Annotated in this window: 26 protein-coding genes; 20 read left to right on the forward strand and 6 right to left on the reverse strand. The window is 62.5% G+C overall.

Annotated features, from left to right (window positions below):
• The first annotated feature begins 75 nt into the window (after positions 1–75).
• Positions 76–777 carry a DnaJ domain-containing protein gene (locus QQK95_RS03635; protein WP_284269027.1) on the forward strand — a complete coding sequence of 234 codons (702 nt, stop codon included), beginning with the start codon at positions 76–78 and terminating at the stop codon, positions 775–777.
• Between the two features lie 45 nt (positions 778–822).
• Here QQK95_RS03635 and QQK95_RS03640 read toward each other — a convergent pair whose 3' ends face one another.
• The gene (locus tag QQK95_RS03640) at positions 823–2,259 is read right to left on the reverse strand and encodes a D-alanyl-D-alanine carboxypeptidase (RefSeq protein WP_284269029.1); all 1,437 of its coding nucleotides are present in this window, start codon (positions 2,257–2,259) and stop codon (positions 823–825) included.
• A gap of 285 nt (positions 2,260–2,544) precedes the next feature.
• Between QQK95_RS03640 and QQK95_RS03645 the strand changes: the two genes are divergently transcribed.
• From QQK95_RS03645 to QQK95_RS03660, 4 genes are all read left to right on the forward strand, one after another.
• Entirely contained in the window at positions 2,545–2,874 is a 330-nt protein-coding gene (locus tag QQK95_RS03645; RefSeq protein WP_095774324.1) for a phasin family protein, read from the forward strand.
• Between the two features lie 277 nt (positions 2,875–3,151).
• Positions 3,152–3,481, forward strand: coding sequence for an ATP-dependent Clp protease adapter ClpS (gene clpS / locus QQK95_RS03650; protein ID WP_010909565.1), 330 nt, complete (start codon positions 3,152–3,154; stop codon positions 3,479–3,481).
• 6 nt (positions 3,482–3,487) lie between these two features.
• Positions 3,488–5,956: an ATP-dependent Clp protease ATP-binding subunit ClpA gene (gene clpA / locus QQK95_RS03655; RefSeq protein ID WP_010909564.1), complete on the forward strand. Its 2,469-nt coding sequence runs from the start codon at positions 3,488–3,490 to the stop codon at positions 5,954–5,956.
• 61 nt (positions 5,957–6,017) lie between these two features.
• Positions 6,018–6,638 carry a chloramphenicol phosphotransferase CPT family protein gene (locus tag QQK95_RS03660; protein ID WP_284269412.1) on the forward strand — a complete coding sequence of 207 codons (621 nt, stop codon included), beginning with the start codon at positions 6,018–6,020 and terminating at the stop codon, positions 6,636–6,638.
• Positions 6,639–6,770: 132 nt separating this feature from the next.
• Here the strand turns inward: QQK95_RS03660 and QQK95_RS03665 are convergent, their stop codons facing one another.
• The 4 genes from QQK95_RS03665 to QQK95_RS03680 all read right to left on the reverse strand — a co-directional run bounded on the left by QQK95_RS03665 (position 6,771) and on the right by QQK95_RS03680 (position 9,786).
• Positions 6,771–7,202, reverse strand: a complete 432-nt coding sequence (locus QQK95_RS03665) for an HIT family protein (protein ID WP_284269046.1) — start codon at positions 7,200–7,202, stop codon at positions 6,771–6,773.
• Positions 7,203–7,309: 107 nt separating this feature from the next.
• Positions 7,310–8,524 (reverse strand): GNAT family N-acetyltransferase, encoded by a 1,215-nt coding sequence (locus tag QQK95_RS03670; protein ID WP_284269047.1) that lies wholly within the window; start codon positions 8,522–8,524, stop codon positions 7,310–7,312.
• 55 nt (positions 8,525–8,579) lie between these two features.
• Positions 8,580–9,308 carry a glycerophosphodiester phosphodiesterase gene (locus QQK95_RS03675; protein ID WP_284269048.1) on the reverse strand — a complete coding sequence of 243 codons (729 nt, stop codon included), beginning with the start codon at positions 9,306–9,308 and terminating at the stop codon, positions 8,580–8,582.
• A gap of 13 nt (positions 9,309–9,321) precedes the next feature.
• Positions 9,322–9,786, reverse strand: coding sequence for a RidA family protein (locus QQK95_RS03680; protein WP_140891041.1), 465 nt, complete (start codon positions 9,784–9,786; stop codon positions 9,322–9,324).
• A gap of 138 nt (positions 9,787–9,924) precedes the next feature.
• On the opposite strand from QQK95_RS03680, the gene QQK95_RS03685 reads away from it, so the two are divergent.
• The 5 genes from QQK95_RS03685 (at position 9,925) to tsf (ending at position 13,685) form a co-directional block, all read left to right on the forward strand.
• Positions 9,925–10,755, forward strand: coding sequence for a cell envelope integrity EipB family protein (locus tag QQK95_RS03685; RefSeq protein ID WP_284269049.1), 831 nt, complete (start codon positions 9,925–9,927; stop codon positions 10,753–10,755).
• Between the two features lie 36 nt (positions 10,756–10,791).
• Positions 10,792–11,070: a DUF4031 domain-containing protein gene (locus QQK95_RS03690; RefSeq protein ID WP_202354338.1), complete on the forward strand. Its 279-nt coding sequence runs from the start codon at positions 10,792–10,794 to the stop codon at positions 11,068–11,070.
• Positions 11,067–11,678 carry a LysE family translocator gene (locus QQK95_RS03695; protein WP_284269050.1) on the forward strand — a complete coding sequence of 204 codons (612 nt, stop codon included), beginning with the start codon at positions 11,067–11,069 and terminating at the stop codon, positions 11,676–11,678. Before QQK95_RS03690 ends, QQK95_RS03695 begins: the two co-directional genes overlap by 4 nt.
• 193 nt (positions 11,679–11,871) lie before the next feature.
• Positions 11,872–12,654 (forward strand): 30S ribosomal protein S2, encoded by a 783-nt coding sequence (gene rpsB, locus QQK95_RS03700; RefSeq protein WP_019858207.1) that lies wholly within the window; start codon positions 11,872–11,874, stop codon positions 12,652–12,654.
• 110 nt (positions 12,655–12,764) lie between these two features.
• Complete coding sequence (gene tsf, locus QQK95_RS03705; protein WP_010909555.1) at positions 12,765–13,685, forward strand: translation elongation factor Ts; 921 nt, start codon at positions 12,765–12,767, stop codon at positions 13,683–13,685.
• A gap of 13 nt (positions 13,686–13,698) precedes the next feature.
• Here tsf and QQK95_RS03710 read toward each other — a convergent pair whose 3' ends face one another.
• Positions 13,699–14,634: a LysR family transcriptional regulator gene (locus tag QQK95_RS03710; protein ID WP_284269051.1), complete on the reverse strand. Its 936-nt coding sequence runs from the start codon at positions 14,632–14,634 to the stop codon at positions 13,699–13,701.
• 130 nt (positions 14,635–14,764) lie between these two features.
• Here QQK95_RS03710 and QQK95_RS03715 point away from each other — a divergent pair, with 130 nt between their 5' ends.
• From QQK95_RS03715 to fabZ, 10 genes are all read left to right on the forward strand, one after another.
• Entirely contained in the window at positions 14,765–15,307 is a 543-nt protein-coding gene (locus QQK95_RS03715; RefSeq protein ID WP_284269052.1) for a nuclear transport factor 2 family protein, read from the forward strand.
• Positions 15,308–15,344: 37 nt separating this feature from the next.
• A complete protein-coding gene (locus tag QQK95_RS03720; protein ID WP_284269053.1) occupies positions 15,345–16,454 on the forward strand; it encodes an aldo/keto reductase in 1,110 nt (369 codons plus the stop codon).
• 159 nt (positions 16,455–16,613) lie between these two features.
• Entirely contained in the window at positions 16,614–17,336 is a 723-nt protein-coding gene (pyrH, locus tag QQK95_RS03725) for a UMP kinase (RefSeq protein ID WP_027025102.1), read from the forward strand.
• A gap of 107 nt (positions 17,337–17,443) precedes the next feature.
• Positions 17,444–17,998 carry a ribosome recycling factor gene (gene frr / locus QQK95_RS03730; protein ID WP_010909550.1) on the forward strand — a complete coding sequence of 185 codons (555 nt, stop codon included), beginning with the start codon at positions 17,444–17,446 and terminating at the stop codon, positions 17,996–17,998.
• A gap of 32 nt (positions 17,999–18,030) precedes the next feature.
• Entirely contained in the window at positions 18,031–18,765 is a 735-nt protein-coding gene (locus QQK95_RS03735; RefSeq protein ID WP_284269054.1) for an isoprenyl transferase, read from the forward strand.
• A complete protein-coding gene (locus QQK95_RS03740) occupies positions 18,762–19,577 on the forward strand; it encodes a phosphatidate cytidylyltransferase (protein ID WP_284269055.1) in 816 nt (271 codons plus the stop codon). Before QQK95_RS03735 ends, QQK95_RS03740 begins: the two co-directional genes overlap by 4 nt.
• Positions 19,578–19,672: 95 nt before the next feature.
• Positions 19,673–20,815: an RIP metalloprotease RseP gene (gene rseP / locus QQK95_RS03745; protein ID WP_284269056.1), complete on the forward strand. Its 1,143-nt coding sequence runs from the start codon at positions 19,673–19,675 to the stop codon at positions 20,813–20,815.
• Between the two features lie 217 nt (positions 20,816–21,032).
• Positions 21,033–23,411 (forward strand): outer membrane protein assembly factor BamA, encoded by a 2,379-nt coding sequence (bamA, locus tag QQK95_RS03750; RefSeq protein WP_284269057.1) that lies wholly within the window; start codon positions 21,033–21,035, stop codon positions 23,409–23,411.
• 75 nt (positions 23,412–23,486) lie between these two features.
• Positions 23,487–24,542 (forward strand): UDP-3-O-(3-hydroxymyristoyl)glucosamine N-acyltransferase, encoded by a 1,056-nt coding sequence (lpxD, locus tag QQK95_RS03755; protein ID WP_284269058.1) that lies wholly within the window; start codon positions 23,487–23,489, stop codon positions 24,540–24,542.
• The gene (gene fabZ / locus QQK95_RS03760; protein ID WP_258583665.1) at positions 24,535–25,002 is read left to right on the forward strand and encodes a 3-hydroxyacyl-ACP dehydratase FabZ; all 468 of its coding nucleotides are present in this window, start codon (positions 24,535–24,537) and stop codon (positions 25,000–25,002) included. The genes lpxD and fabZ overlap by 8 nt, the downstream gene beginning before the upstream one ends.
• Positions 25,003–25,013: the final 11 nt, after the last annotated feature.

Here is a 25,013-nt window from a genome sequence, read left to right on the forward strand (position 1 = left end):
TTCCGGCGCAGAAAAGATATTGGATGACATCACGCGACTGTCCAGGCGGACCGGGTATTCGCGGGGCGGTGGGAAATGTTAGGCGCAATTATCGGTCTGGTCGCATTGCTGCTGGTGCTCCTGGGCGTTGCCTCGGCCTTCCTCCGGGCCGATCCGGCGCGGCTGGCAACCGGCATGACAACACTGGGGCCGATCCTGCTGGCGCTGGTGGGCGCCGCCGTGCTTCTGGTCGGTCGAAGCGGAATCGGCGGCGTCATGCTGTTCGTGGCGATCGGCTGGTACGCCGCCACGTGCACGAACCGGCCCGATGTCAGACCGGCGCCGGGAAAACGCTCGACGGTGCGCACGGCGGCACTCGAAATGGAGCTCGATCACGATACGGGCGGCCTCGAAGGGCTGGTTCTGGCCGGCCGCCATGACGGCAAGATGCTTGGTGCAATGGGCCTTGCGGAGTTGCAGCATCTCTACCGCGAACTCTCCCCCGACGCAGAGAGCCGGCAGTTGCTAGAGACGTATCTTGACGGCAGATTTCCCGTCTGGCGCAAAAACACTGAGACGAACGGTGGCGAAGGGCTGGGTGTTGCGCCAGGTCCGGGCGCCATGACTAAGGAGGAGGCCTACAAGGTCCTTGGTCTTGAAGCGGGGGCCGCCGCGGCGGATGTCCGCAAGGCGCACCGCCGCCTGATGCAGCGCCTGCACCCCGATGTCGGCGGCACGTCTTTCCTGGCGGCGCGAATCAACGAAGCCAAGGACGTCTTGCTCTCCAATCACAACTAGTCTCCTTCGACGCAGAAAATTTCCGGGAGATATTTCCACGCCGCCCTACTGCTGGACGGCGTAGCACTCGATTTTCTTCTTCTTCAAAGCGGTGCAGGCCTTCCAGGCGGCGTCCTTCGAACCAAAGCCGCCGAAACGGGCGCGGTAATAGGTGACGCCGTCCTTGTCGAAGGCGACGGTGAAGCCGGAAGCATCCGCCAGCACCTTCGGCGCCTGCTTGCTGGTCTTGTCGAGGACGGCCTGGGCTTCCGACTGCTTCTGCGAGGAGGCGACCTGGATGGCCCAGCCCGACGGCACCGAAGCGGTGTTGACCGGATCGACGGTTGGCGTCGGCGCGGCAGCCGGCGCCGGCTCGGCATAGGCGGCCACGACCTGTGCAGTGGCGACCTTGGGGGCGGAGACGATGACCGTCTTCACCTTCTTTGCCGGGGCAACCAGCGTGGGTGCTTCGGCCTCGGCACTCTCTTCGTCGTCACCCTGCGCAGCCGTCGCGTCGTCGGCAACGGAATCATCGGCGCTGGCCACCGTGACCGGCTTGTCGTCCGGGGTCGGCGCGTCGTGCTTGGGCAGGAGAACCTTGGCAAGGGCCTTGACCGGGTTGGTGCTGTCGGCCTTGGCGACCAGGTCGCCGCCGCCGCGGGTCGAGGCCCTCGGCATATAGGTGTTGATCAGGGACGCCATCTGGTTGTCGCGGCTGCCGCCCGACGTGCCGCCCATGACAACGGCGACGAGGCGGCGGTTGCCGTCGGACACGGACGAGACAAGGTTGAAGCCGGAGGCGCGGGTGTAGCCGGTCTTGATGCCGTCGACGCCCTTGATGCGTCCGAGAAGACGGTTGTGGCCATTGATGCGCTGGCGCCCATAGAGAAACGAGCGCTGCGAGAAGTAGCCGTAGTACTGGGGAAAATGCTCCCTGAGCGCGATGCCGAGCGTGGCCATGTCGCGCGCGGTGGTGAACTGACCGGGGTCGGGCAGGCCGTTGGCGTTGCGGAAGACAGTGCCGTTCATGCCAAGCGCTCGCGCCTTGGCGGTCATCATGCGGGCAAAGGTGGGTTCATCGCCGCCCAGCATTTCACCCAGCGCCGTGGCCGAGTCGTTCGCCGACTTGGTGACGATCGACAAGATCGCGGTTTCGACCGAGACCGAACCGCCCGGCTTCACGCCGAGTTTCGTCGGCGCCTCGGCGGATGCCTTGGCGGAAAACACGACGGGCGTGTTCCGGCTGATCTTGCCCTTCGCCATCGCTTCGAAGGTCAGATAGAGCGTCATCATCTTGGTCAGCGACGCCGGATAGCGCCTGCCATTGGCATCCGCGGAATACAGCACCTTGCCCGTCTTGGCGTCCACGACGATGGCCGCCTGCCGCGCTGCCAGCGAGGAGGCGACGTCGGCGCAAACGAACGTCATCGCCAGGGCGAGGACCATCATCGCTTTGAGGGGGGAGGTGGATTTGGAAACGATGCCCAACAACGCCTTACGCACTGATATTTCCCTTGAATTCTTCGTTGCGTTGGAGGCGGCAAAGGGTCCTGCCTCACTTTCAGCCAAGCTAACGGGGCAGCGTTACCAATCCGTTTATGGTAACCGCCGCGTTCACCATTTTCTTCGGGCTTGAAACGCACTTTATTTGATTTTTAGCCATTGCCGGCGCAGGCGGCCCCCGCGCGCCGGCGAAATATTGACTTTTGTGCGGCGCACAATATATTGAGGTGCATTGCACAAGGGCGCCCCGAAGAAGGACGCCTCAACCGTCAAGGGAATCGTGAAATGACCCAGACCTATGAGGACTTCAGCAAATACGGCAAGGAATTCGCCGACACCGGTTTGAAGAGCTTCGCTTCGCTCTCCAAGGGCGCCCAGGCGATCGCCACCGAGGCCGGTGAGTATACCAAGAAGAGCTTTGAGGCCGGCAGCGCCGCTTTCGAGAAGCTGTTTTCGGCCAAGTCGCTGGACAAGGCGATCGAAATCCAGTCCGACTACGCCAAGCAGTCCTATGAGGCGTTCGTCGCCGAGGCCACCAAGATCGGCGACCTCTATGCCGAACTCGCCAAGGAAGCCTACAAGCCGTTCGAATCGATCGTTGCCAAGGCGAAGTAGTTTAGCCCGACAGTTTCAGATCCGGCCCTTTGGGCCCGGGACAAAGCCCGGTCGCGGAAACGCGGCCGGGTTTTTTCATGCTAAATTCCGCTTCGCGGCGGCGTAGCGCTTCATGATTGCGAAAATCCGCCAAGTTTGGTCACCTAGCCATATTGTCAGCTAACCAGAAGGGCTTAAAATCGTCCATCGAACACCTACATGTCGAACTCGCATGGGGATTCGAAAGAGGCAGGATTACGTGACGATCGGTTTGACTGCCATGAGACAAGTGGCGCGGATGCAAAACGGCGGCGGCGACGGCAATGAGGCCGGCCGCGGGACGGCCGTCATCACGCGCACCAAAACCAAGACCAAGAAGCCCAGCCTTTACCGGGTCCTCATCCTCAACGACGACTACACTCCCATGGAGTTCGTGGTTCACGTGCTGGAGCGTTTTTTCCAGAAGGACCGCGAAGCCGCCACACGCATCATGCTTCATGTTCACAATCATGGAGTGGGCGAGTGCGGGGTCTATACATTCGAGGTGGCCGAGACCAAAGTGTCTCAGGTCATGGATTTCGCCCGACAGAATCAGCATCCGCTGCAATGCGTGATGGAGAAGAAGTGAGGTAACATGCCGGCTTTCTCCCAAGGCCTGGAAAAGGCGCTTCACCAGGCGCTGACGCTCGCCAATGAGCGGCACCACGAATACGCAACCCTTGAACATCTGCTGCTCGCGTTGATCGACGACACCGAGGCGGCCGCCGTGATGCGCGCCTGCAACGTCGATCTCGACGAGTTGAAGCACACTGTTCTGACCTATATCGACACCGAGCTCGACAATCTGGTCACTGGCTACGACGAGGATTCCAAGCCGACCGCCGGCTTCCAGCGCGTCATCCAGCGCGCGGTGATCCACGTCCAGTCGTCGGGCCGCGAGGAAGTGTCGGGCGCCAACGTGCTCGTCGCTATCTTCGCCGAGCGCGAAAGCCACGCCGCCTATTTCCTGCAGGAACAGCAGATGACCCGCTACGACGCGGTCAACTACATCTCGCACGGCATCGCCAAGCGTCCGGGCGCTTCGGAGACGCGCTCGCCGCGCGGCGCCGATGACGAACAGGGCGGCCAGAACGGCGCCGAGCCGCAGGAGGAAGGTGGCAAGAAGAAGCAGCAGCAGGACGCGCTGACCGCTTATTGCGTCAACCTCAACAACAAGGCCAAGGCCGGCAAGATCGACCCGCTGATCGGCCGTGAGTCGGAAATCAACCGCACCATCCAGGTGCTGTGCCGCCGCTCCAAGAACAATCCGCTCTATGTCGGCGACCCCGGCGTCGGCAAGACGGCGATCGCCGAGGGCCTGGCCAAGCGCATCGTCGAGGGCGACGTTCCCGAAGTGCTGCACAACGCCACCATCTTCGCGCTCGACATGGGCACGCTGCTGGCCGGTACGCGCTACCGCGGCGATTTCGAGGAACGGCTGAAGCAGGTGGTCAAGGAGCTCGAGGACTATCCGGGCGCCGTGCTGTTCATCGACGAGATCCACACCGTGATCGGTGCGGGCGCCACGTCGGGCGGCGCCATGGACGCGTCGAACCTGTTGAAGCCGGCTCTGTCGTCGGGGGCGATCCGCTGCATCGGCTCGACCACCTACAAGGAGTTCCGCCAGTTCTTCGAGAAGGACCGCGCTCTGGTGCGGCGCTTCCAGAAGATCGATGTCAACGAACCGACCATCGAGGACGCCATCGAGATCATGAAGGGCCTGAAGCCCTATTTCGAGGAGTTCCACAAGGTCCGCTACACCTCGGAAGCCATCAAGGCCTCGGTCGAGCTGTCGGCGCGCTACATCAACGACCGCAAGCTGCCGGACAAGGCGATCGATGTGATCGACGAGACCGGCGCTTCGCAGATGCTGGTGCCGGAAGCCAAGCGCAAGAAGACCATCGGCATCAAGGAGATCGAAGCAACGATCGCCACCATGGCGCGCATCCCGCCGAAGACGGTTTCGGCCGATGACGAGAAGGTGCTGCAGGGCCTCGATATCGAGCTGAAGCGTGTCGTCTATGGCCAGGACACCGCGATTACCGCGCTGACCTCGGCGATCAAGCTGGCCCGTGCCGGCCTGCGCGAACCGGAAAAGCCGATCGGCTCGTATCTGTTCTCGGGTCCGACCGGCGTCGGCAAGACGGAAGTGGCCAAGCAACTCGCCGCCTCGCTCGGCGTCGAGCTGATCCGCTTCGACATGTCGGAATACATGGAACGCCACACCGTTTCGCGGCTGATCGGCGCGCCTCCCGGCTATGTCGGTTTCGACCAGGGCGGCCTGCTCACCGACGGCGTCGACCAGCATCCGCACTGCGTGCTGCTGCTCGACGAGGTCGAGAAAGCGCATCCGGACCTGTTCAACATCCTGTTGCAGGTGATGGATCACGGCAAGCTGACCGATCATAACGGCAAGCAGATCGACTTCCGCAATGTCATCCTGATCATGACCACCAATGCGGGCGCATCCGATGCGCAGCGCGCGGCGATCGGTTTCGGGTCGACCAAGCGCGAAGGCGATGATGTCGAGGCGATCAACCGGCTGTTCACGCCGGAATTCCGCAACCGTCTCGACGCGATCATCCCGTTCGGTTCGCTGCCGGTGCCGGTCATCCATCAGGTGGTGCAGAAGTTCGTCATGCAGCTCGAGGCGCAGCTTTCCGAGCGTGGCGTCACCTTCGACCTGTCGCCGGACGCGATCGCGTGGCTCGCCGACAAGGGCTATGACGAGCGCATGGGCGCGCGGCCGCTTGGCCGTGTGATCCAGGAGCACATCAAGAAGCCGCTGGCTGACGAGGTGCTGTTCGGCAAGCTCAAGAAGGGCGGCACGGTGCGCGTCACCGTCGAGAAGAAGGAAACCGGCGAGACCGGGCTGAAGCTTGAATCGCTGGCCGACGAGGCGCCGGTGAAGCCGAAGAAGGAAGAGCCGGAAGACGCGCCGAAGCCGCCCAAGGCCGTGGCCAAGAAGCCGGCCGCCAAGAAGGTCGTGGCGCAGAAGCCTGAGCCCAAGGGCAAGGACGGCGGCAAGCGCAGCCTGGTCCCGCAACTGCCCCGCAAGGGCTGATCGGCACGCACTCGAAAAAGCCCCGGAAACGGGGCTTTTTCATTTGGACAATAGAGTGACCATGCCAGGCCAGATCATCATCCTCAACGGCGCGCCGCGGTCGGGAAAGTCGAGCATTGCCCGAGCCATTCAGGAAAGCTTCGATGGCGCATGGATCAATCTGGGCGTCGACAGCTATGAGCAGCTCACACCACCCCGACTTCGCCCAGGAATAGGATTGCGCCCTGGCGGCGAACGCCCCGACCTCGAAGTCTTCGTGCCGCGCCTGTACGCCGCCCTCTACGAATCGATCGCGGCGCATAGCCGGCTGGAGCTCAACGTCGTGACGGATGTCGGCCATCACGATGCCTATTCGAAGCCGCTCGACTGCCTGGCCGACTGCGCACGCCGTCTCGCCGGCCTGCCGGTGCTGTTTGTCGGCGTTCGCTGTGCGATTGAAATCATTATGGAAAGGCGAGCCGCCAGCGAGCCGGGCAGGGGTTATGTCACCGGCTCGTCAGACGATCCCGCGCCTCTGCCGGTGCGTCTGTGGCAGGAAGCGGTGCACCGGCCAGGCCTATACGATCTCGAGATCGATACCTCGGTCCTCAGCCCCGAACAGTGCGCGGAGGCGATCCGTCGGCGCCTGCATGATGGCGTGCAGCCCGGCGCGATCGAGCGGCTGGCTCAAGCCGCCAACTAGAGCAATTCCAGGAAAAGTGTGAGCGGTTTTCCGTCAGGAATTGCGTCAAAACAAAGAGTTAGAGCGGTTCGCCGTTTCCATGAAATGGTGAAACGCTCTAGACTTTCTCCTCACCGCGAAACGCAGTGCGGCTTAGTTTCCGAGCGCCGCCCGTATTTTTTCGGCGTTCCCGGCCAGCACTTCGGGTTTCTCCATCGCGCCGCTATGCGGCTTCAACGGGATGCCGTCGAAGCGCGGGATGACATGGACATGCAGGTGATAGACGGTCTGCCCCGAGGCCGGCTCATTGAACTGCAGGATGGTGACGCCGTCCGCCTTGAGCGCCTTCTTGACCGCCTGCGCCACTTTCTGGACCACGGCGAAAAGCGGGCCGAAGGTCGACGGGTCGGCGTCGAGCAGATTGCGCGACGGGGCTTTTGGCACAACCAGCGTGTGGCCCGGCCCTTGCGGCATCACATCCATGAAGGCGACGACGGCGTCGTCTTCGTAGACGCGGTGCGAGGGAATTTCTCCACGCAGGATCTTGGCGAAAATGTTGTTGGTGTCGTAGGCGGCCTCAGTCATGGCGAACGCTCCGGATTTTGCCTCGCGTCCCGTGTAGCGAAGCTGTCCCTGAGCGGCAAGACGATGGGACGGGCGATCAGGCGAGATCGGCCATGCCGGAAAGCCCGCTACTCCTCGAGATCCTTGCGAAATGGCGTGTGCCCTTCCAGATATTCGCTCATCCGCTCCACCTCGCGCCGCTCGCGCTGGAGGTAGTCGGCCACCGCATTGTGCAGGCCAGGGTGCGAAATGTAGTGCGCGGAATGCATCGTCACCGGCCGGTAACCGCGCGCCAGCTTGTGCTCTCCTTGCGCGCCGGCCTCGACCACCTTCAGCTTGCGTTCGATGGCGAAGTCGATGGCCTGGTGATAGCAGACCTCGAAATGCAGGAAGGGGTGATCCTCGATGCAGCCCCAGTTGCGGCCATAGAGCGCGTCCGAGCCGATGAAATTGATGGCGCCGGCGACATAACGCCCGCCGCGCTTGGCCATCACCAGCAGGATGTCGTCCGCCATGCGTTCGCCGATCAGCGAGAAGAACTGGCGGTTCAGATAGGGGCGGCCCCATTTGCGGCTGCCTGTGTCCATGTAGAAGGCGAAGAAGTCGTCCCAAGCCTTTTCCGTCAGGTCCTTGCCGGTCAGCCAGTCGATGGTGATGCCATCGGCGAGCGCCTCGCGCCGTTCCTTCTTCATCGCCTTGCGCTTGCGCGAGGCAAGCGTGGCGAGAAAGTCGTCATAAGTCGAAAAGCCTTCGTTGAAGAAATGGAACTGCTGGTCGGTGCGATGCAGGAAACCGGCGGCTTCGAGTGTCGCGACGTCACTTTCCTGCGCGAAAGTGACATGCGCCGAGGACACGCCGAGCTTGTCGGTCACCATTTTGAGGCCGGCGGCAAGCCCGGCCTTCACCGCTTCCGGATCCTCGCTCTTGCCGACCAGCAGGCGAGGGCCGGTGACCGGTGTGAACGGCACGGCGCATTGCAGCTTCGGATAATAGCGGCCACCGGCGCGCTCGAAGGCGTCAGACCAGCCGTGGTCGAACACATACTCGCCCTGGCTGTGCGATTTGAGATAGCAGGGGATGGCGCCCAGCAGCCTGCCTTGCGCGGTCTCCAGCCGCACATGATGTCCCTGCCAGCCGGTTCGCCGCACGGCGCAGCCGGAATCTTCCAGTGCACTCAAAAAAGCGAATGAAACGAGCGGGTTATAGCCATTTTCCACATCGCCGCGCGTGGTGCCGGCAAAGCCGTTCCACTCATCGCAGGTGAATGCGCCGATGCCAGCGGCGATACGGATCGAATAGTCCGCATTTGCTGTTTGCCCGTCGCCATCGTCGCCCTGATCCATGAGGCTTATTTAAGCTCCATCCGGGCCGCTACAAGTCACGTTTCAGACACTCCGCTCAAGCGACTTTGACCAGGTCGGGTTCGAACCCTTCGAATGTCATCTGGTCGGCATATTTGAAGGTCAGGTCGATCGCCGGCTGATCGTGCACCGTCCAGGTGATGACAGGCATTTTGAGCTTTTCACGCACGAAGCTGACGAACGGGTTCGGCAGGTCGCCAGCGGCGTAGGAGGTGAAGGATAGCTCATGCGCCAGCATGGAAAAATGTGCCTCGATCAGCTTGAGGTCCTTGCCGTAGGCGGTCAGGCCAGCGGGAATGCCGGGTGCATGTTTGGGGAAATCGCGGATCAGCCAGTGATCGAACGACATGATCGCCGCATTGCCCTTGTAGCGCTTGAGCATCTTGCCGACGCGGGCGACGAGGCCTTCGTCACGGCCGGGAACCCCTTTCAGCTCGACGACCATGGGCACGCGGCCGTCGACGAGGTCGAGCGCTTCCTGCAGCGTCGGCACGCGGTCGGATGTGCCGCCAACCCTGAGCGCGGTCAGTTCGGCCGCGCTGCGCTGCCAGACGAAACCGTCCTCTCCGGTCAGCCGTTTCAGGTCGTCGTCATGGATGATGATGGGAACGCCGTCCGACGACAGATGCACGTCGCATTCTATGGCGTAGCCCCGTTCGGCCGCGGCTGCGAAGGCTGAAAGCGTGTTTTCCCAGCGCGTCTTGTTCATGTCGTGGAAGCCGCGATGGGCAACGGGCCGGGCAGTCAGCCAGGATAGGTCGGTCATGTCAGGCCTTCGTTCATTCGACTTCGAAGATGGCTTCGATTTCCACTGCGGCATTAAGCGGCAGGGAGGCAGTGCCGACCGCGGAGCGGGCGTGCTTGCCGCGCTCGCCAAGGGCGGCGACCAGGAAATCGGAGGCGCCGTTGGCAACCAGATGCTGCTCGACAAAGTCGGGGGCAGAGGCAACGAAGACGGTGATCTTCACCAGCCGGCTGATCTTCTCCAGGTCGCCGAGCGCAGCCTTGGCTTGCGCAAGAATGTTGATCGCGCAGTATTTCGCCGCGTCCTTGCCGCTTGCCGTGTCGACGTCGCGGCCGAGCAGGCCGCTCGCCTGCAGCTTGCCGTCCTTGAGCGGCAATTGCCCGGCGGTGAACAGCAGATTGCCTGACCTGCAGTAGGGAACGTAGTTGGCGGCAGGTGCGGCGGCGACAGGAAGCGTCACGCCGAGATCGCTTAGCCGCTTTTCGATTGTTTCACTCATTGCTTTTCCCTATTGCTGGAAGGCGCCGCGCTGGCGGGGCCGAAATTGCTATTTTTGCCTCGCTTCCGCCACGACTTTTTTTAAGCTGGACCATCTTTCCCTGCGGCCTGCCATCAGCCGCGACGATCGGAGTACCTCATGCGCGCAGCGCGCCTTGCATTCCATGCCGTTCTGTTGTCGGCGGTGTTCCCGATGGTCCCCGCCTTCGCGGTACCGGCGTTGCAGGCGCATCGCGCCGTGTATGACCTCACCCTCAACAAGGCCTCCGACCGCTCCGGCATCACAGGCATATCTGGCCGCATGGTCTACGAATTCAACGGCTCGGCCTGCGAAGGCTATACGGTGAAATTCCGTTTCGTGACCCAGATCGCTACAGCCGACGGCACGAAGCTGACCGACCAGCAGACGACGACTTTCGAGGATGCCGAAGGCAAGACCTTCTCGTTCGTGACCAAATCCTTTGTGGACCAGAACCTCGACAAGGAGGTCAAGGGTATCGCCACGAAAGACCAGAAGGGGCTCAAGGTCGATATCGACAAGCCCGAGAAAAACAGCCTGGAACTCGCCGCCACCCAGTTTCCGACCCAGCATCTGGTCGAACTGATCGGCAAGGCCGAAAAAGGCGAGAATTTCTACCAGACGAACCTGTTCGACGGCTCGGAGGACGCCAACAAGGTGATGGCGACCACCGTCGTCGTCGGCAAGAAGACCGAAGCCGACAAGACCGATCCGGAGGCTCCGGCGCTGGCCAAGCTCGCCACCGACAAATACTGGCCGGTCGACATCGCCTATTTCGACGACACCGACAAATCGGGCGAAGAGGTGCCGGAATACCGGATCAGCTTCAAGCTGCACGAGAACGGCATCACCCGCGATCTCACCATGGACTACGGCGACTTCTCGATGACCGGCAAGCTGGTCAATCTTTCGCTGTTCGAGCAGACGAAGCCGTGCCCGGTCTCGAAATAGCAGGGTTGCGCAATTGAGCTGGCCGCGGCGGGCTTGATGGCGGTCTACGTCGATGCGGCGATCTGGAAGTGGGCCGGCCATCGCTGGTGCCACCTGATGGCCGACGACACCGACGAGCTGCATCGTTTCGCCGCCGCCCTTGGCGTCAAGCGTTCGTCCTACCAGGGACCGCCCAAGACATCGGCCCCGCATTATGACATAACCGGCTTCGAGCGCGATCGCGCGGTGCGGCTCGGCGCCGTCGAATGCAGCCGCGAGGAAATCGTCGCGATCTTCCGGCGCGTGCGGGTGCCCAATGGAAAGGCCAAGCGATGACGCCAACTGCATTTCTGGCCTATTGCGCCGCCGTTACGCTCGCTGCCGCCACGCCGGGGCCCGCGATGTTCACGGTCATCACCAATGGTGTGTCGCGCGGTTTCCTTCGCGCCTTCATGGCCGGTGTCGGGGTTGCCGCCGGCGATGCCGTGCTGGTCACCCTGGCGCTGCTCGGGCTGGTGGCGCTGGCGCAAACCTTCGAATGGATATTTCTCCTGCTGAAATATGCCGGCGCCGCCTATCTGGTCTTTCTCGGCATCAGGATGTGGCGCGCCTCGGTCTCGCAATCGAATGAGCCGCGGACGGGCGAGGCGAGATTGTCCCGGTCCTTCTTCCTGGGCGCGTCGATTGCGCTGGGCAATCCCAAGGCGATCCTGTTCCACGCCTCGATCATGCCGCTGATCCTCAATCTCGACACGCTGACATTTGTCGATGGCCTGCTGGTGGTGGCCACCGTCATCAGCGTCAATATCCTGACCATGGGTGTCTATGCCGCTCTGGCGGGCCGGGCTTCGGGCTGGTTCAGGACACCGAAGCGCATGCGGCTGATGAACCGGTTCGCCGGCAGCGCCATGATCGGCACCGGAGCGCTGATTGCCGCACGCTGAGCGGTAAAACGCTTGCACATAAAACGCTGGCCCGCTTGCGTTTGTCGGACTTCCCCTCTATATGCGCGCTCATTCCACACACGGACTTTGGTGTCTGCCCGGGAGAAATCCGGCTGAAACCTCCGGTGGCGTTCGAGGACACAAGTCCAAAAATGCCTGTGTCCGTGGAGGCTAACCGGAAAGGAAAACGAGAATGGCTCTGCCTGATTTCAGCATGCGCCAGCTTTTGGAAGCTGGCATTCACTTCGGCCACCAGACCCACCGCTGGAACCCGAAGATGGCGCCCTACATCTATGGCGCCCGCAACAACATCCACATCATCGACCTCTCGCAGACGGTGCCTTTGCTGCACCAGGCGCTGAAGCAGGTCTCCGATACCGTTGCCAAGGGCGGCCGCGTGCTGTTCGTCGGCACCAAGCGCCAGGCGTCCGACATCGTCGCCGACGCGGCGCAGCGTTCGGCGCAGTACTATGTCAATTCGCGTTGGCTCGGCGGCATGCTGACCAACTGGAAGACGATCTCGAATTCGATCCAGCGCCTGCGCAAGCTCGACGAGATGCTGGCCGGCGAGGCCCAGGGCCTCACCAAGAAGGAACGCCTGAACCTCGACCGCGAGCGCGAGAAGCTCGACAAGGCGCTCGGCGGCATCAAGGACATGGGCTCGACGCCCGACCTGATGTTCGTGATCGACACCAACAAGGAAGCGATCGCCATCCTCGAGGCCAAGCGTCTCGGCATCCCGGTCGTCGCCATCATCGATTCGAACTGCGATCCGGACAAGATCGACTTCCCGATCCCCGGCAATGACGACGCGGCTCGCGCCATCCAGCTCTATTGCGACCTGATCGCCAAGGCTGCGATCGACGGCATCGCCCGTCAGCAGGGCGCGCTCGGCGTCGACATCGGCGCTTCGGTCGAAGCCCCGGTCGAGCCGGCGCTCGATCCGGCTCCGTCGACCGAGACCCCGCAGGCGTAAAACGGCGAGGGCCGGTTCCGGCCTTCATCTTTCTAATATTTTGGCACGCTAAACGGACGCATCATCGAGTACCGGTGGTGCGTCGGTGCATTTAAAACAAAGAGGCGACAATGAGCATTTCGGCTGCACAGGTCAAAGAACTCCGCGACTTGACCGGCGCGGGCATGATGGACTGCAAGGCGGCGTTGAACGAGACCAACGGCAACATGGAAGAAGCAGTCGACTGGCTGCGCAAGAAGGGCATCTCCAAGGCTGACAAGAAGGCCGGCCGCACCGCGGCCGAAGGCCTGATCGGCGTCGATGCCGGCGTGCGTGAAGCCGCCGTCGTCGAGGTCAATTCCGAGACCGACTTCGTCGCCCGCAACGCCGCGTTCCAGGAGATCGTCGCTAACGTTGCCAAGGTTGCTCTGGCCTACGGCACGACGGAAGCCGTGGCTGCCGCGAAGTATCCGGGTTCGGACAAGTCGGTCACCGACACCATCAAGGATGCGGTCGGCACCATCGGCGAGAATCTGGGCTTCCGCCGCTCGGCCAAGCTGACCGTTCCGCACGGCGCGGTGGCGACCTATGTCCACAACGCGGTTGCCGACGGCCTTGGCAAGCTCGGCGTGCTTGTCGCGATCGAAACCACCGGCAATGAGCATGCCGCCAACGCCTTTGGCCGCCAGGTCGCCATGCATGTCGCCGCCACCAACCCGATGGCGTTGACGGCGGAGCAGATCGATCCGGCAGCGGTCGAGCGCGAGAAGGCAATCTTCTCCGATCAAGCGCGCCAGTCCGGCAAGCCGGAAGCCATCATCGAGAAGATGGTCGAGGGCCGCATGCGCAAGTTCTACGAGGAAGTCGTGCTCCTGAAGCAGGCCTTCGTGCTCAATCCCGACATCACCGTCGAGAAGGCGCTGAAGGATGCCGAGAAGGAAATCGGCGCGCCGGCCAAGATCACCGCTTACCTGCGCTTCGCGCTCGGCGAAGGCATCGAAAAGGAAGAGACCGATTTCGCGGCGGAAGTCGCCGCGGCGGTCAAGAAGTAAACTTCCTGCCGCTTTATTCCGAAAGCGTTTTTCGGCCGGATATCCTCAGGGATGTCCGGCCGATTTCTTGTGCGGTGTCGATAAAGGCCCGCAATTTCGGCGCCATCGCCGCCCGGCGCGGGAAATAGAGGAAAAGGCCAGGCTCCTCGATTGCCGATTGCGGCAGGACCTGCACCAGGCGGCCGGCTGCAAGATCGGCGCGCGCCAGCGGCTCGAACAGATAGGCAAGGCCCACTCCGGCACGCGCCAGGTCGATCGCTGCGAGCGAATCCGTGACGATGGCCGTACCGCCGGTCTCCATGACGACATCCTTGCCGTCCTCGGTCAAATCCCAGCGATAGAGCGCACCGGAGCGGACGAGCCGGTAGCCGATGCAATTGTGGTTGGCGAGGTCGGCCACGCTGCGCGGACGGCCATGGCGCCCGATATAAGCGGGAGAGGCAACGATGACGGCCTTGAACGGAGGCGTGAGCCGTACGGCGACCATGTCCTGCGCGATCATCTCGCCCAGCCTGATGCCGGCATCAAAACCTTCACCGACAATGTCGACCAACCCCTGGTCGGCGAAAATCTCCACCGTAATGTCCGGATAGCGCTCGGCCATCGACGCCACCACAGGCGTCACCGCCAGCGGGATCGCGATGGTTGAGGCGTTGATCCTGAGCAGGCCGGACGGCCTGCCCTTGATGCTGCGGATCCGATCGATCCGCTCGCCGATATCCTGAAGGGCAGGGGCCGCGGTTTCGACCAGCGCCTTGCCGGCCTCGGTCAGCGAAACACTGCGTGTCGTGCGCGCGAACAAGGGCTGACCGATGCGCTCCTCGACCAGCCGTACCGCGTGACTGACCGCTGACGGGCTCATGCCGAGTTCGGCCGCGGCAAGCGCGAAGCCGCCACGCCGGGCAACGGCAACGATGACAGGCAGATGTGTGAGGAGATCGCGATCCATTCATGAGCGATATCGCATGGTCTTTGCACACAATGCAATCTTATCGATGCCAAGGCGGTGGTCCACATTGTCGCCAACGCACCGGCGCCCACACGATTGCAATTGGCTGGTGGCTTCAAGGAGAACAGACATGAATGCGTTGAAATATGTAACGTTCGCGGCAGGCATGGTGCTGGCGCCGATCGATGCCGGCGGGGCGGAACCTTCCGGCTGGCAGGCGCTCGCGGACGAACGCGCGGTCATCCGGATTGCCGATGCCATCGACCGCGCCGTCGACGCGCAGGACTGGAAACTGGCGCGCAGCTATTTCGCGGATCGGGTTACCGCCGATTTCAGCAGCCTGTCCGGACAGCCGGCGGCCAACATCGCCTCAGACGACCTGATCGGCGCTTGGGCCGGCAACCTGAAGGGCAGCAAGACGAGCCTGCATCTGCGCACCAATCATCAGGTCATTCTGGAGGCGGACACGGCGACGGTCCGTTCGAACGGCTATGCCTGGAACCGGATGGAGGGCAATGGCGACCCGCTTTGGGAAGTCTGGGGCACCTATGAGCATCACCTGACGCGCTCCGCCGCCGGCTGGAAGGTCGACGGCTTCGCGTTCCACATGACGCATGAGCGCGGCAACCCTTGGGTCAAGGCAACGCCGGGCACTGACAGGGCGGGCCAGTGACGCCACGGCATTCATCGGCAGGCATTGGAAGACGATCATGACCATGACCTATTACACGCTCGGCAACAGCGGCCTCAGGGTCAGCCGGCTCGCGTTGGGTACCATGACTTTCGGCAAGGAGTGGGGCTGGGGAGCCGACAGGGACACAGCCCGCGCGATGTTCGACGCCTATGTCGAGGCGGGCGGCAATTTCTTCGACACGGCGGACCTCTACACCGGCGGCACGGCCGAAGCCTGGCTTGGCGAATTCATCGCCGAGCGGGGCTTGCGTGACACCGCGGTGATCGCCAGCAAGTTCAGCATGAACATGCAGCCGGGCAATCCGAATGCCGGCGGCAACGGCCGCAAGAACATCATGCGGGCGGTGGATGCTTCGCTGAAGCGGCTGGGCACCGACTATATCGATCTCTATCTCATGCACGTGTGGGACAGGCTGACGCCGGCCGAGGAGGTCATGCGCACGCTCGACGACCTGGTGCGGATCGGCAAGGTGCGCCATGTCGGCCTGTCCGACGTGCCGGCGTGGTATGCGGGGCGGGCGCAGGCAATCGCCGAGCTGCGCGGATATGAGCCGGTTTCGGCCTTGCAGCTCGAATACTCCCTGGCCGAGCGCTCGATCGAGAACGAGTTCGTGCCTTTCGGCACGCGCCATGGCGCCGGCATCATGGTCTGGAGCCCGCTGGCCAGCGGGCTGCTCAGCGGCAAGTATCGTCCGGCCCAGGCCGGAAATGCCGGCCGGCTCGACGGTTTCCGCAATTCGACTCATCCGGGTTTCCAGAAGTTCACCGAGCGCAATTGGGCCATCGTGGCCGAACTCGAGAAGGTCGCATCCGAACTCGGCCGCAGCATGCCACAGATCGCGCTCAACTGGGTGGCGACGCAGCCTGGAATCGCCACCGTCATCCTCGGCGCGACGACGCTTGCCCAGATCAAGGACAATCTTGGCGCGCTGGATTTCGAGATTCCGCCAGGGCTTCGCGACCGGCTGGATGCGGTCAGCCGAACGCCAGCGTCGTTCCCCTATTCCTATTTCGGACCGTTGATACAGGCGCGCGTCACCGGCGGTGCTGCAACCGGGGACAAGCCCTCCGGCTACGCATCGCCGGTGCTTGTCGAGGGTGAGCCGGCCAGCGTGTCTACCGACTGAACGATCCGGCAGCTTGCCACCAATTTGCCGGGCGGGCGCCGCGTGACATCGCTGCGCCCTTCGTGTATCGGAACTCGACATCGCGCCAATGTTCGGGCGCGGCGCCTGTGCGAGGGCGGCCAGCCCAGGCGCGACCACATGAAAAATGACGAGGACCAGATGACGGTGAAGCCCCTCTACCGACGTGTCTTGCTGAAAGCGTCGGGCGAAGCATTGATGGGCGAACAGCATTTCGGTATCGACGTCTCGGTCGTGGATCGCATCGCCGCCGACATTGCCGAGGCCCGCGCGCTGGGCATCGAGGTCGGCGTCGTCATCGGCGGCGGCAATATCTTTCGCGGCGTGGCCGTCGCCTCCAAGGGCGGAGACCGCGTTACCGGCGACCACATGGGCATGCTTGCCACGGTCATCAACTCGCTGGCGCTGCGCACCTCGCTGAACAAGATCGGCGTCGACGCCGTAGTGCTGTCGGCGATCGCCATGCCCGAGCTGTGCGAGAGCTTTTCGCAGCGCCAGGCCACCGCCTACATGAACCAGGGCAAGGTGGTGATCTTTGCCGGCGGCACCGGCAATCCGTTCTTCACCACTGATTCGGCCGCGGCACTGCGCGCCGCCGAAATCGGCGCCGACGCGCTGTTCAAGGGCACGCAGGTCGATGGTGTCTATTCGGCCGACCCGAAAAAGGATCCGCATGCGACGCGTTTCGAGCGCATCAGCCATGCCGAAGTCATAAATCGTGGCCTTTCCATCATGGATACGGCTGCGATTGCACTTGCGCGCGAAAACAACATTCCGATAATCGTCTATTCGATCCACGAAAAAGGTGGTTTCGGCGATATTCTGAGGGGTGGCGGCCGCTGCACGGTCGTCGCGGACGATTGATCCGGGCCTGATCCCTGGAAAGGGAAACCGGCTTTTCGAAAATCAGGCTCGAACGGGGCCTTGCCCCGAGGCAGTGAACCCGCGGCAGACGGGTCGAGGAGACTAAGATGAGTGGTGAGTACGACGATCTCAAGCGGCGCATGGATGGGGCAATCGCCGCGTTCAAGCATGACCTGGCTTCGCTGCGGACCGGCCGCGCCTCCAGCAATCTGCTCGATGCCATCCAGGTGCAGGCCTACGGCACCACCATGCCGATCAACCAGGTGGCCAACGTCACGGTGCCGGAGCCGCGCATGATCTCGGTGTCGATCTGGGACAAGTCGATGGTTGGCGCCGTCGACCGCGCCATCCGCGAATCCAATCTGGGCTTCAACCCGATCGTCGACGGCACCAATCTGAGGATTCCGCTGCCGGAGCTCAACGAGCAGCGCCGCAAGGAACTGGTCAAGATCTCGCATGGTTATGCCGAGAATGCCCGTGTCGCCGCGCGCCACGTGCGCCGCGACGGCATGGATTTCCTGAAGAAGGCCGAGAAGGACGGCGTCATCAGCGAGGATGATCAGCGCAAGCGTTCAGACCAGGTCCAGAAGCTTACAGACGAAACGATCAGCACCATCGATCATCTGCTTTCCGACAAGGAAGCTGAAATCATGCAGGTTTAGGGTTGGCCGCCGGCTGACCCGAAAGCGAGATCATGACAACGCCCGCGCATGTCGCGATCATCATGGATGGAAATGGACGCTGGGCCAAGGCGCGCGGCATGCCGAGGCTTGCCGGTCATCGCGCCGGCGTCGAGGCGCTGCGCAAGACCGTGCGCGCGGCGCCCGATCTCGGCATCTCCTTCCTGACCGTCTATGCTTTCTCGTCGGAGAACTGGTCGCGGCCGAAGTCCGAGGTCAGCGACCTAATGGGGCTGTTGAAGCTGTTTATCCGCCGCGACCTCGCGGAGCTGCACCAGAGCGGCGTGCGGGTGAGGATCATCGGCGACAGGGCAGGGCTGCAGGCCGACATCCGCGGGTTGCTCGAAGAGGCCGAATCGCTGACCGCCCGTAATCAGTCTCTGACGCTGGTGATCGCCTTCAACTATGGCGGGCGCGACGAGATCGTCCGCACGGCGCGCAAGCTTGCCTCGGCCGCGGCGCGCGGCGAAATCGACGCCGAATCGATCACCGCGGAAAGCTTTGCCGGCTGTCTCGACACGCAAGGCATTCCCGATCCGGAACTGGTCATACGCACCAGCGGCGAGCTTCGCCTGTCCAACTTCCTCTTGTGGCAGGCCGCCTACAGCGAGCTCGTCTTCCTGCCTTGCTATTGGCCTGACTTCAGCCGCGAACACCTAGCCGAGGCGTTGCGCGAATTTGCCGGCCGCGAGCGCCGTTTCGGTGGATTGGACCCGCAAGGCGTCGCTTCGCGACCGGCCGCCGGATGAGCAACCTTCAGCTCCGCGTCATTTCAGCGGTCGTGCTTGCCGTCATCGCCCTTGGCCTGACCTGGCTTGGCGGCTTGCCCTTCCGCCTGCTGTGCGCGGCCATGTCGGCGATGATCTTCTACGAGTGGACACGCATGGCGCGGCCAGCCGCAGCCAAAGGGCTCGGATTCCTGCCCGAGGCGCTGGTCATGGTTTTCATCGGCGCCTTGATTGCCGGGCTTGCCGCATCATGGCTGCTGCTGCTCGTCGTGATTCTGATCGCCGTTACGGCGATTGCCGCCCTGGTTCGCAAGACCGGGCAGTGGGAAGCGAGCGGTCTTGCCTATGCCAGCGTGTCCGGCCTGTCGCTTGCCCTGCTGCGTGATGGCGACCATTCGGGCCTTGTCGCCATCCTGTTCCTGTTCGCGGTCGTCTGGGCGACGGACATTTTTGCCTACTTCGTCGGACGCACCGTCGGTGGTCCTAAACTGGCGCCGTCGATCTCGCCCGGCAAGACGCGCAGCGGTGCGCTCGGCGGCGCTGTCGGCGGCGTTGTCGCCGGGGTTATGCTGGCAGCCGCCGCCGGTGCCGGCAATCTGGCCTTGCTTGGCCTTGTGGCGCTTGCGCTTTCGATTGTGGCCCAGGCTGGAGACCTGTTCGAATCCTGGGTCAAACGGCGGCATGGCCGCAAGGATTCGGGCGTGCTCATTCCGGGCCACGGCGGCGTCATGGACCGTGTCGACGGGCTTGTCGCGGCGGCTCTCGCCCTATACGTCATTGGCTGGATTTCGGCGGGCGCCGATCATCCGGCGCAGGGGCTGTTTCCGATTTGAACGGTGTCGTTTCACGATCTGGAGCGGGCGTGCCTTGGATTCGCCTGGATTGATGTCACAGTCACGGCGACAGCGGAAGAATTTGAGGGCATGAATTGAACGGAATTCTTCACGCGATTTTCAGCACGGAAGGCTTGTTTCTCGGCACGCTCGTGCCGTTTCTGTTCGTGCTGACCGTGGTGGTGTTCGTCCACGAGATGGGCCACTACCTCGTCGGCCGCTGGTGCGGCATCGGGGTCAGGGCCTTCTCGATCGGCTTCGGTCCCGAACTCATCGGCTTCAACGACCGGCATGGCACGCGCTGGAAGCTTTGCGCCATACCGCTTGGCGGCTATGTCAAATTTGTCGGCGACATGAACGCCACCTCCAGCCAGCCCACGTCGGAAGAGCTCGAAACGCTGACCGATGAGGAGCGCAAGGTCGCCTTCCACACACAGGCCATCTGGAAGCGCGCGGCGACCGTGGTGGCCGGCCCCCTGTTCAATTTCCTGCTGGCGATCGTCGTCTTTTCCGTGCTGTTTGCGTCCTATGGGCGTTATGTCGCAGAGCCCATGGTGGCGGAAGTCACGGCAGACAGTCCGGCGGCAAAGGCCGGCATCCAGCCAGGTGACCGATTCGTCAGTGTCGACGGCAGCAAGGTCGAAACCTTTGGCGATGTGCAGCGGCTGGTCTCGGGCCGCGCCGGCGATACCATCACCTTTGTCATGCTGCGCGACGGCAAGGAAGTCACGGTCACCGCGACGCCGCGGTTGATGGAGCAGCAGGACGCGCTCGGCAACAAGGTCAAGGTCGCCGTGATCGGCGTCGTCAACAACAAGGAACTCGGTCAGCCGCGTCTCGTCACCTACACACCGGTCGGGGCGGTTGCGGCGGCAGTCGAGGAAACAGGCCACGTCATCGAGCGCACCGGCCAGTTCCTGCAGCGTTTCGCCGTCGGGCGCGAGGACAAGTGCCAATTGGGCGGTCCCGTCAAGATCGCGGACATGGCCGGCAAGGCAGCGAAACTCGGTTTCGAATGGCTGGTGCAGCTCGTCGCGCTGCTCTCCGTCGGCATAGGTATTCTAAACCTTTTGCCGATTCCCCCCCTCGACGGCGGCCATCTGTTGTTCTACGGGGTGGAGGCCGTCATTCGCCGGCCGGTGTCGGAACGGATGATGGAAATGGCCTATCGGGCCGGTCTGCTTCTGGTCTTGTGCTTCATGGGTTTCGTGTTCTGGAACGATCTGTTTGGATGCTGAAATCATGAAGAAATTTGGCTTTGGCATGGTCGATGTTGAGACGCCGTTTACCATGCACGGGGATATGAGTGACGCGAAAGCCACGCACCAGGGTTAAGTAAATACAAATTAACCAGAAGCCTTGCGTGTAGGGAAAATCCGGTTAATACGGTAGGGGAAATTACCGCACGTCCGGTTTTCTCGCCGTGGGGACTACGAGAAAAGGTTATTAAGCCCGATGAAGGCAGCATCCAAGTTTCTGAGCGCCGCGTCAGCGGCGGCACTGTCCGCCGCTCTGGTCGTGCCAGGTGCGCTCGCAGTACAATTCGTTGCCACATCGGCGGCTGAAGCCGCTGTCGTCAGCAGGGTGGAGGTGAGCGGCAACCAGCGTGTCGACGCCGATACCATCCGCAATTACATCACCATCAAGCCGGGCAAGGCCTTTTCCAGTTCCGATGTCGACGCAGCCGTCAAGGCGCTGTTCGGCACCGGCCTGTTCTCGGACGTCCAGATCAACCAGGTCGGCTCGACGCTGGTAGTCAAGGTCGCCGAATACAAGGTCGTCAACCAGGTGCTGTTCCAGGGTAACAAGAAGCTCAAGGACAACGCGCTTGAGGCTGCGGTTCAGCTGAAGCCGCGTGGCACGTTCTCGCAGGCGACGCTCGATTCCGACGTCGAGGCGGTCAAGGCCGCTTACAGGCGCATCGGTCGCGACGATGCTGGCGTGACCACGCAGGTCATGGAACTCGGCGACAACCGCGTGAACGTGGTGTTCCACATCACGGAAGGCGATCGTACGCAGATCGCGGCGATCAATTTCGTCGGCAACAGCGCCTATTCGAGCCGCCGTCTGTCGGACGTGATCAACACCAAGCGTTCGTCCTGGGTGTCGTTCATCCTGCGCGATGACGTCTATGACGAGGACAAGCTGCGCGCCGACCAGGAGTTGCTGCGCCGCTTCTACTACAATCATGGCTATGCCGATTTCCAGGTCGTCTCCGCCGTCGGCGAACTCGACAATGCGACGAACAAATACACGGTCACCATCACCGTGCAGGAAGGCGAGCGCTACAATTTTGGCGATATCAGCGTCGAAAGCACGATCCCGGAAGTCGACTCCAAGTCGCTGGAATCGGTGGTCGAGACGCACAAGGGCGATGTCTACAACGCCAAGGATGTCGAGGACTCCATCATCGCTCTCACCGAGAAGGTGGCCGGTTCAGGCTATGCCTTCGCGCAGGTGACGCCGCGCGGTGACCGCAATTTCGAGAACCATACGATTTCGGTGGTCTATACGGTCGACCAGGGCACCAAGGCCTATATCGAGCGCATCGAGATTCGCGGCAACGACCGTACGCGTGACTATGTCATCCGCCGCGAGTTCGATGTCAGCGAAGGCGACGCGTTCAACCAGGTGCTCATCCAGCGCGCTAAGAAGCGCCTGGAAGACCTGAATTATTTTGACAAAGTCGAAATCTCGACAGTGCCCGGCTCGCAGCCCGACCAGGTCGTGCTGGTGGTCGACGTGGTCGAGAAGTCGACGGGTGAATTCTCCGTTGGCGCCGGCTATTCGACCGGTGGTGACTCCGCAGGCCCGTCCGTCGAAGGCTCGATCACCGAGCGCAACTTCCTCGGCCGCGGCCAGTTCATCAAGCTGTCGGCGGGCGGCGGCAAGAATTCGCGTGACTACGCCGTCTCGTTCACCGAGCCGTATTTCCTCGGACGGCGCATCGCCGCCGGCTTCGACATCTACAAGTCGACGAGGCAATACAACAACAACTACGACAGCGACACCATGGGCGCGACGGTGCGCTTCGGCCTGCCGATCACCAACAGCATCACGACCCAGTTGGCGTACAATATCTCTCAGGAGAAGTATAAGGTCGACAAAGGTTGCAATCCCACGGATGCAGTTCCGCAAGGCACCTGCAACATTTCCCAGGCCATCCTGGATGGCATCGCGGAAAGCCCGTGGATCAAGTCGTCTGTCAGCCTCGGTTTGGTGTACAACACCATCGACGACATGAAGAACCCGCATGAGGGTATCTATGCCAACACGACCGTGGAGGTCGCGGGTCTCGGCGGCGATGCCAAGTTCGTGAAGATCACCGGACGCGGCAGCATCTACCAGACGCTGTCCGAGCAGCTTGACCTTGTCGGCCTCGTTTCGGGCGGCGCCGGGCATGTCGAGGGTTACGGCAACGACGGCGACCTGCGCATCTTCGACCATTTCCAGAGCACCGACCGCATGATCCGCGGTTTTGCCTATGGCGGCATCGGCCCGGTTGCTTCCGGCACCAGCGGCGACCATCTCGGCGGCACGACGTATTTCAACGCTTCGGCCGAAGCCCAGTTCCCGCTGCCGGTCGTTCCCGAGAGCTTCGGCCTGCGTGGTGCGGTGTTCGCCGACGCGGCGACGCTCTACGGCAACAAGATCGCCAATCAGTCGCTGGTCGATCAGTCGTCGACCGGCATGCAAGTGCGCGCCTCAGTCGGTGTCGGCCTGATGTGGGCCTCGCCGTTCGGTCCGATCCGTATCGACTATGCGATCCCGGTCAAGAAGGAAGCGAGCGACGACGTGCAGGAATTTAACTTCGGCATATCGACCCGCTTCTGATCGGCGGCCAACGATGCTCCCGGATTTTTTGGATCCGGGAGAAATGTTCCGACCTAGCTGGATATAGCTTCTGGAATGACCGATCCGGTGTTCTTCGCGCCATCACGCCGGTATACGGCGGCCGAAGTCGCGAATCTGACCGGCTCGGTGCTTGTCGATTCCGGCCAATCCGACGTTTCGATCGAGGCGCTGGCGCCGGCCCACGAAGGCGGTGCCAATGCGCTCGTCTTCGTCGATGGCAGGCGTAATTCCACGCTGATGCCGTCATTGCGGGCGGCCGCGGTGCTGTGTCCGGCGGAATTCGCCAACAAGGCGCCGTCCAGCGTCGCCGTTTTGATCCATCCGCGTCCGCAACAGGCATTCGCGCTGGTCGGCCGATTGCTGTTTCCGACAGCCGCGACGCCGGGTCCAATGACCGGTGAAACCGGTGTTTCACCGCATGCCCATATCGATCCGACAGCGCATGTCGAGGCCGGCGCCATCATTGAGGCCGGCGTGGTCATCGGGCCAGGCGTCTCGATCGGCAAGGGCACCGTCATCGCGCCAAACGCGGTCATCGGACAGTCCTGCCAGATCGGCCGTGACGGCTATGTCGGCCCGGGCGCCAGCATCCAATATGCGCTGATCGGCAATCGGGTCATCATCCATGGCGGCGCCAGGATCGGCCAGGACGGCTTCGGCTTTGTCGGCGGCGCCAAGGGCCCGGAACGCGTTCCCCAGATCGGACGGGTGGTCATCCAGGACGATGTCGAGATCGGCTCCAATTCCACCGTCGATCGCGGCGCCATGTCCGATACGATCATCGGTCAGGGCACCAAGATCGACAATCTCGTGCAGATCGCCCATAACGTCCGCATCGGCCGCAATTGCATAGTGGCCGGGCTTTCGGGTATTTCCGGTTCCGTGGTCGTGGGTGACAACGTTACAATGGGCGGCGGCGTCGGGCTTGCGGATCACTTGACCATCGGCTCAGGAGCCAAGCTTGCCGCCAGAAGTGGATTTATGAGCAATGTTCCCGCCGGCGAGATATGGGGCGGTTATCCGGCACAGCCGATGGCGGAAGCCATGCGGGAGATAGCCATGTTGCGCACGATGGCCAGGGCACGCAAGCAAGGCAAGGACAATGGCTGATATGGTGGCGGCGACGACGCTGGAAGCGGTCGACATAATGGGGCTGATGAAGCTCCTGCCGCACCGCTATCCCTTCCTGATGATCGACCGCATCGTCGACATCGATGGCGACGATTCCGCCGTCGGCATCAAGAACGTCACCATCAACGAGCCGCATTTTCAGGGGCATTTCCCGGAGCAGCCGGTAATGCCGGGCGTGCTGATCGTCGAGGCCATGGCGCAGACGGCGGGCGCCATCTGCATCCGCAGCCTTGGAGCGTCGAAGCCGTCGCTGGTCTATTTCCTGACCATCGACAACGCCAAGTTCCGCAAACCGGTCGTTCCCGGCGACCAGTTGAAGATTCACGTCAAGAAAATCAAGAAGCGCGGCAACCTGCTCAAATTCGCCTGCGAAGCCCTGGTCGATGGCACCAAGGCGGCCGAGGCCGAGATTTCAGCCATGATGGTCACCGGCGACTGACGATCGAGTGC

The sequence above is a fragment of the Mesorhizobium huakuii genome, assembly GCF_030160235.1.
In the GTDB taxonomy this organism is placed as follows: Bacteria; Pseudomonadota; Alphaproteobacteria; order Rhizobiales; family Rhizobiaceae; genus Mesorhizobium; species Mesorhizobium huakuii.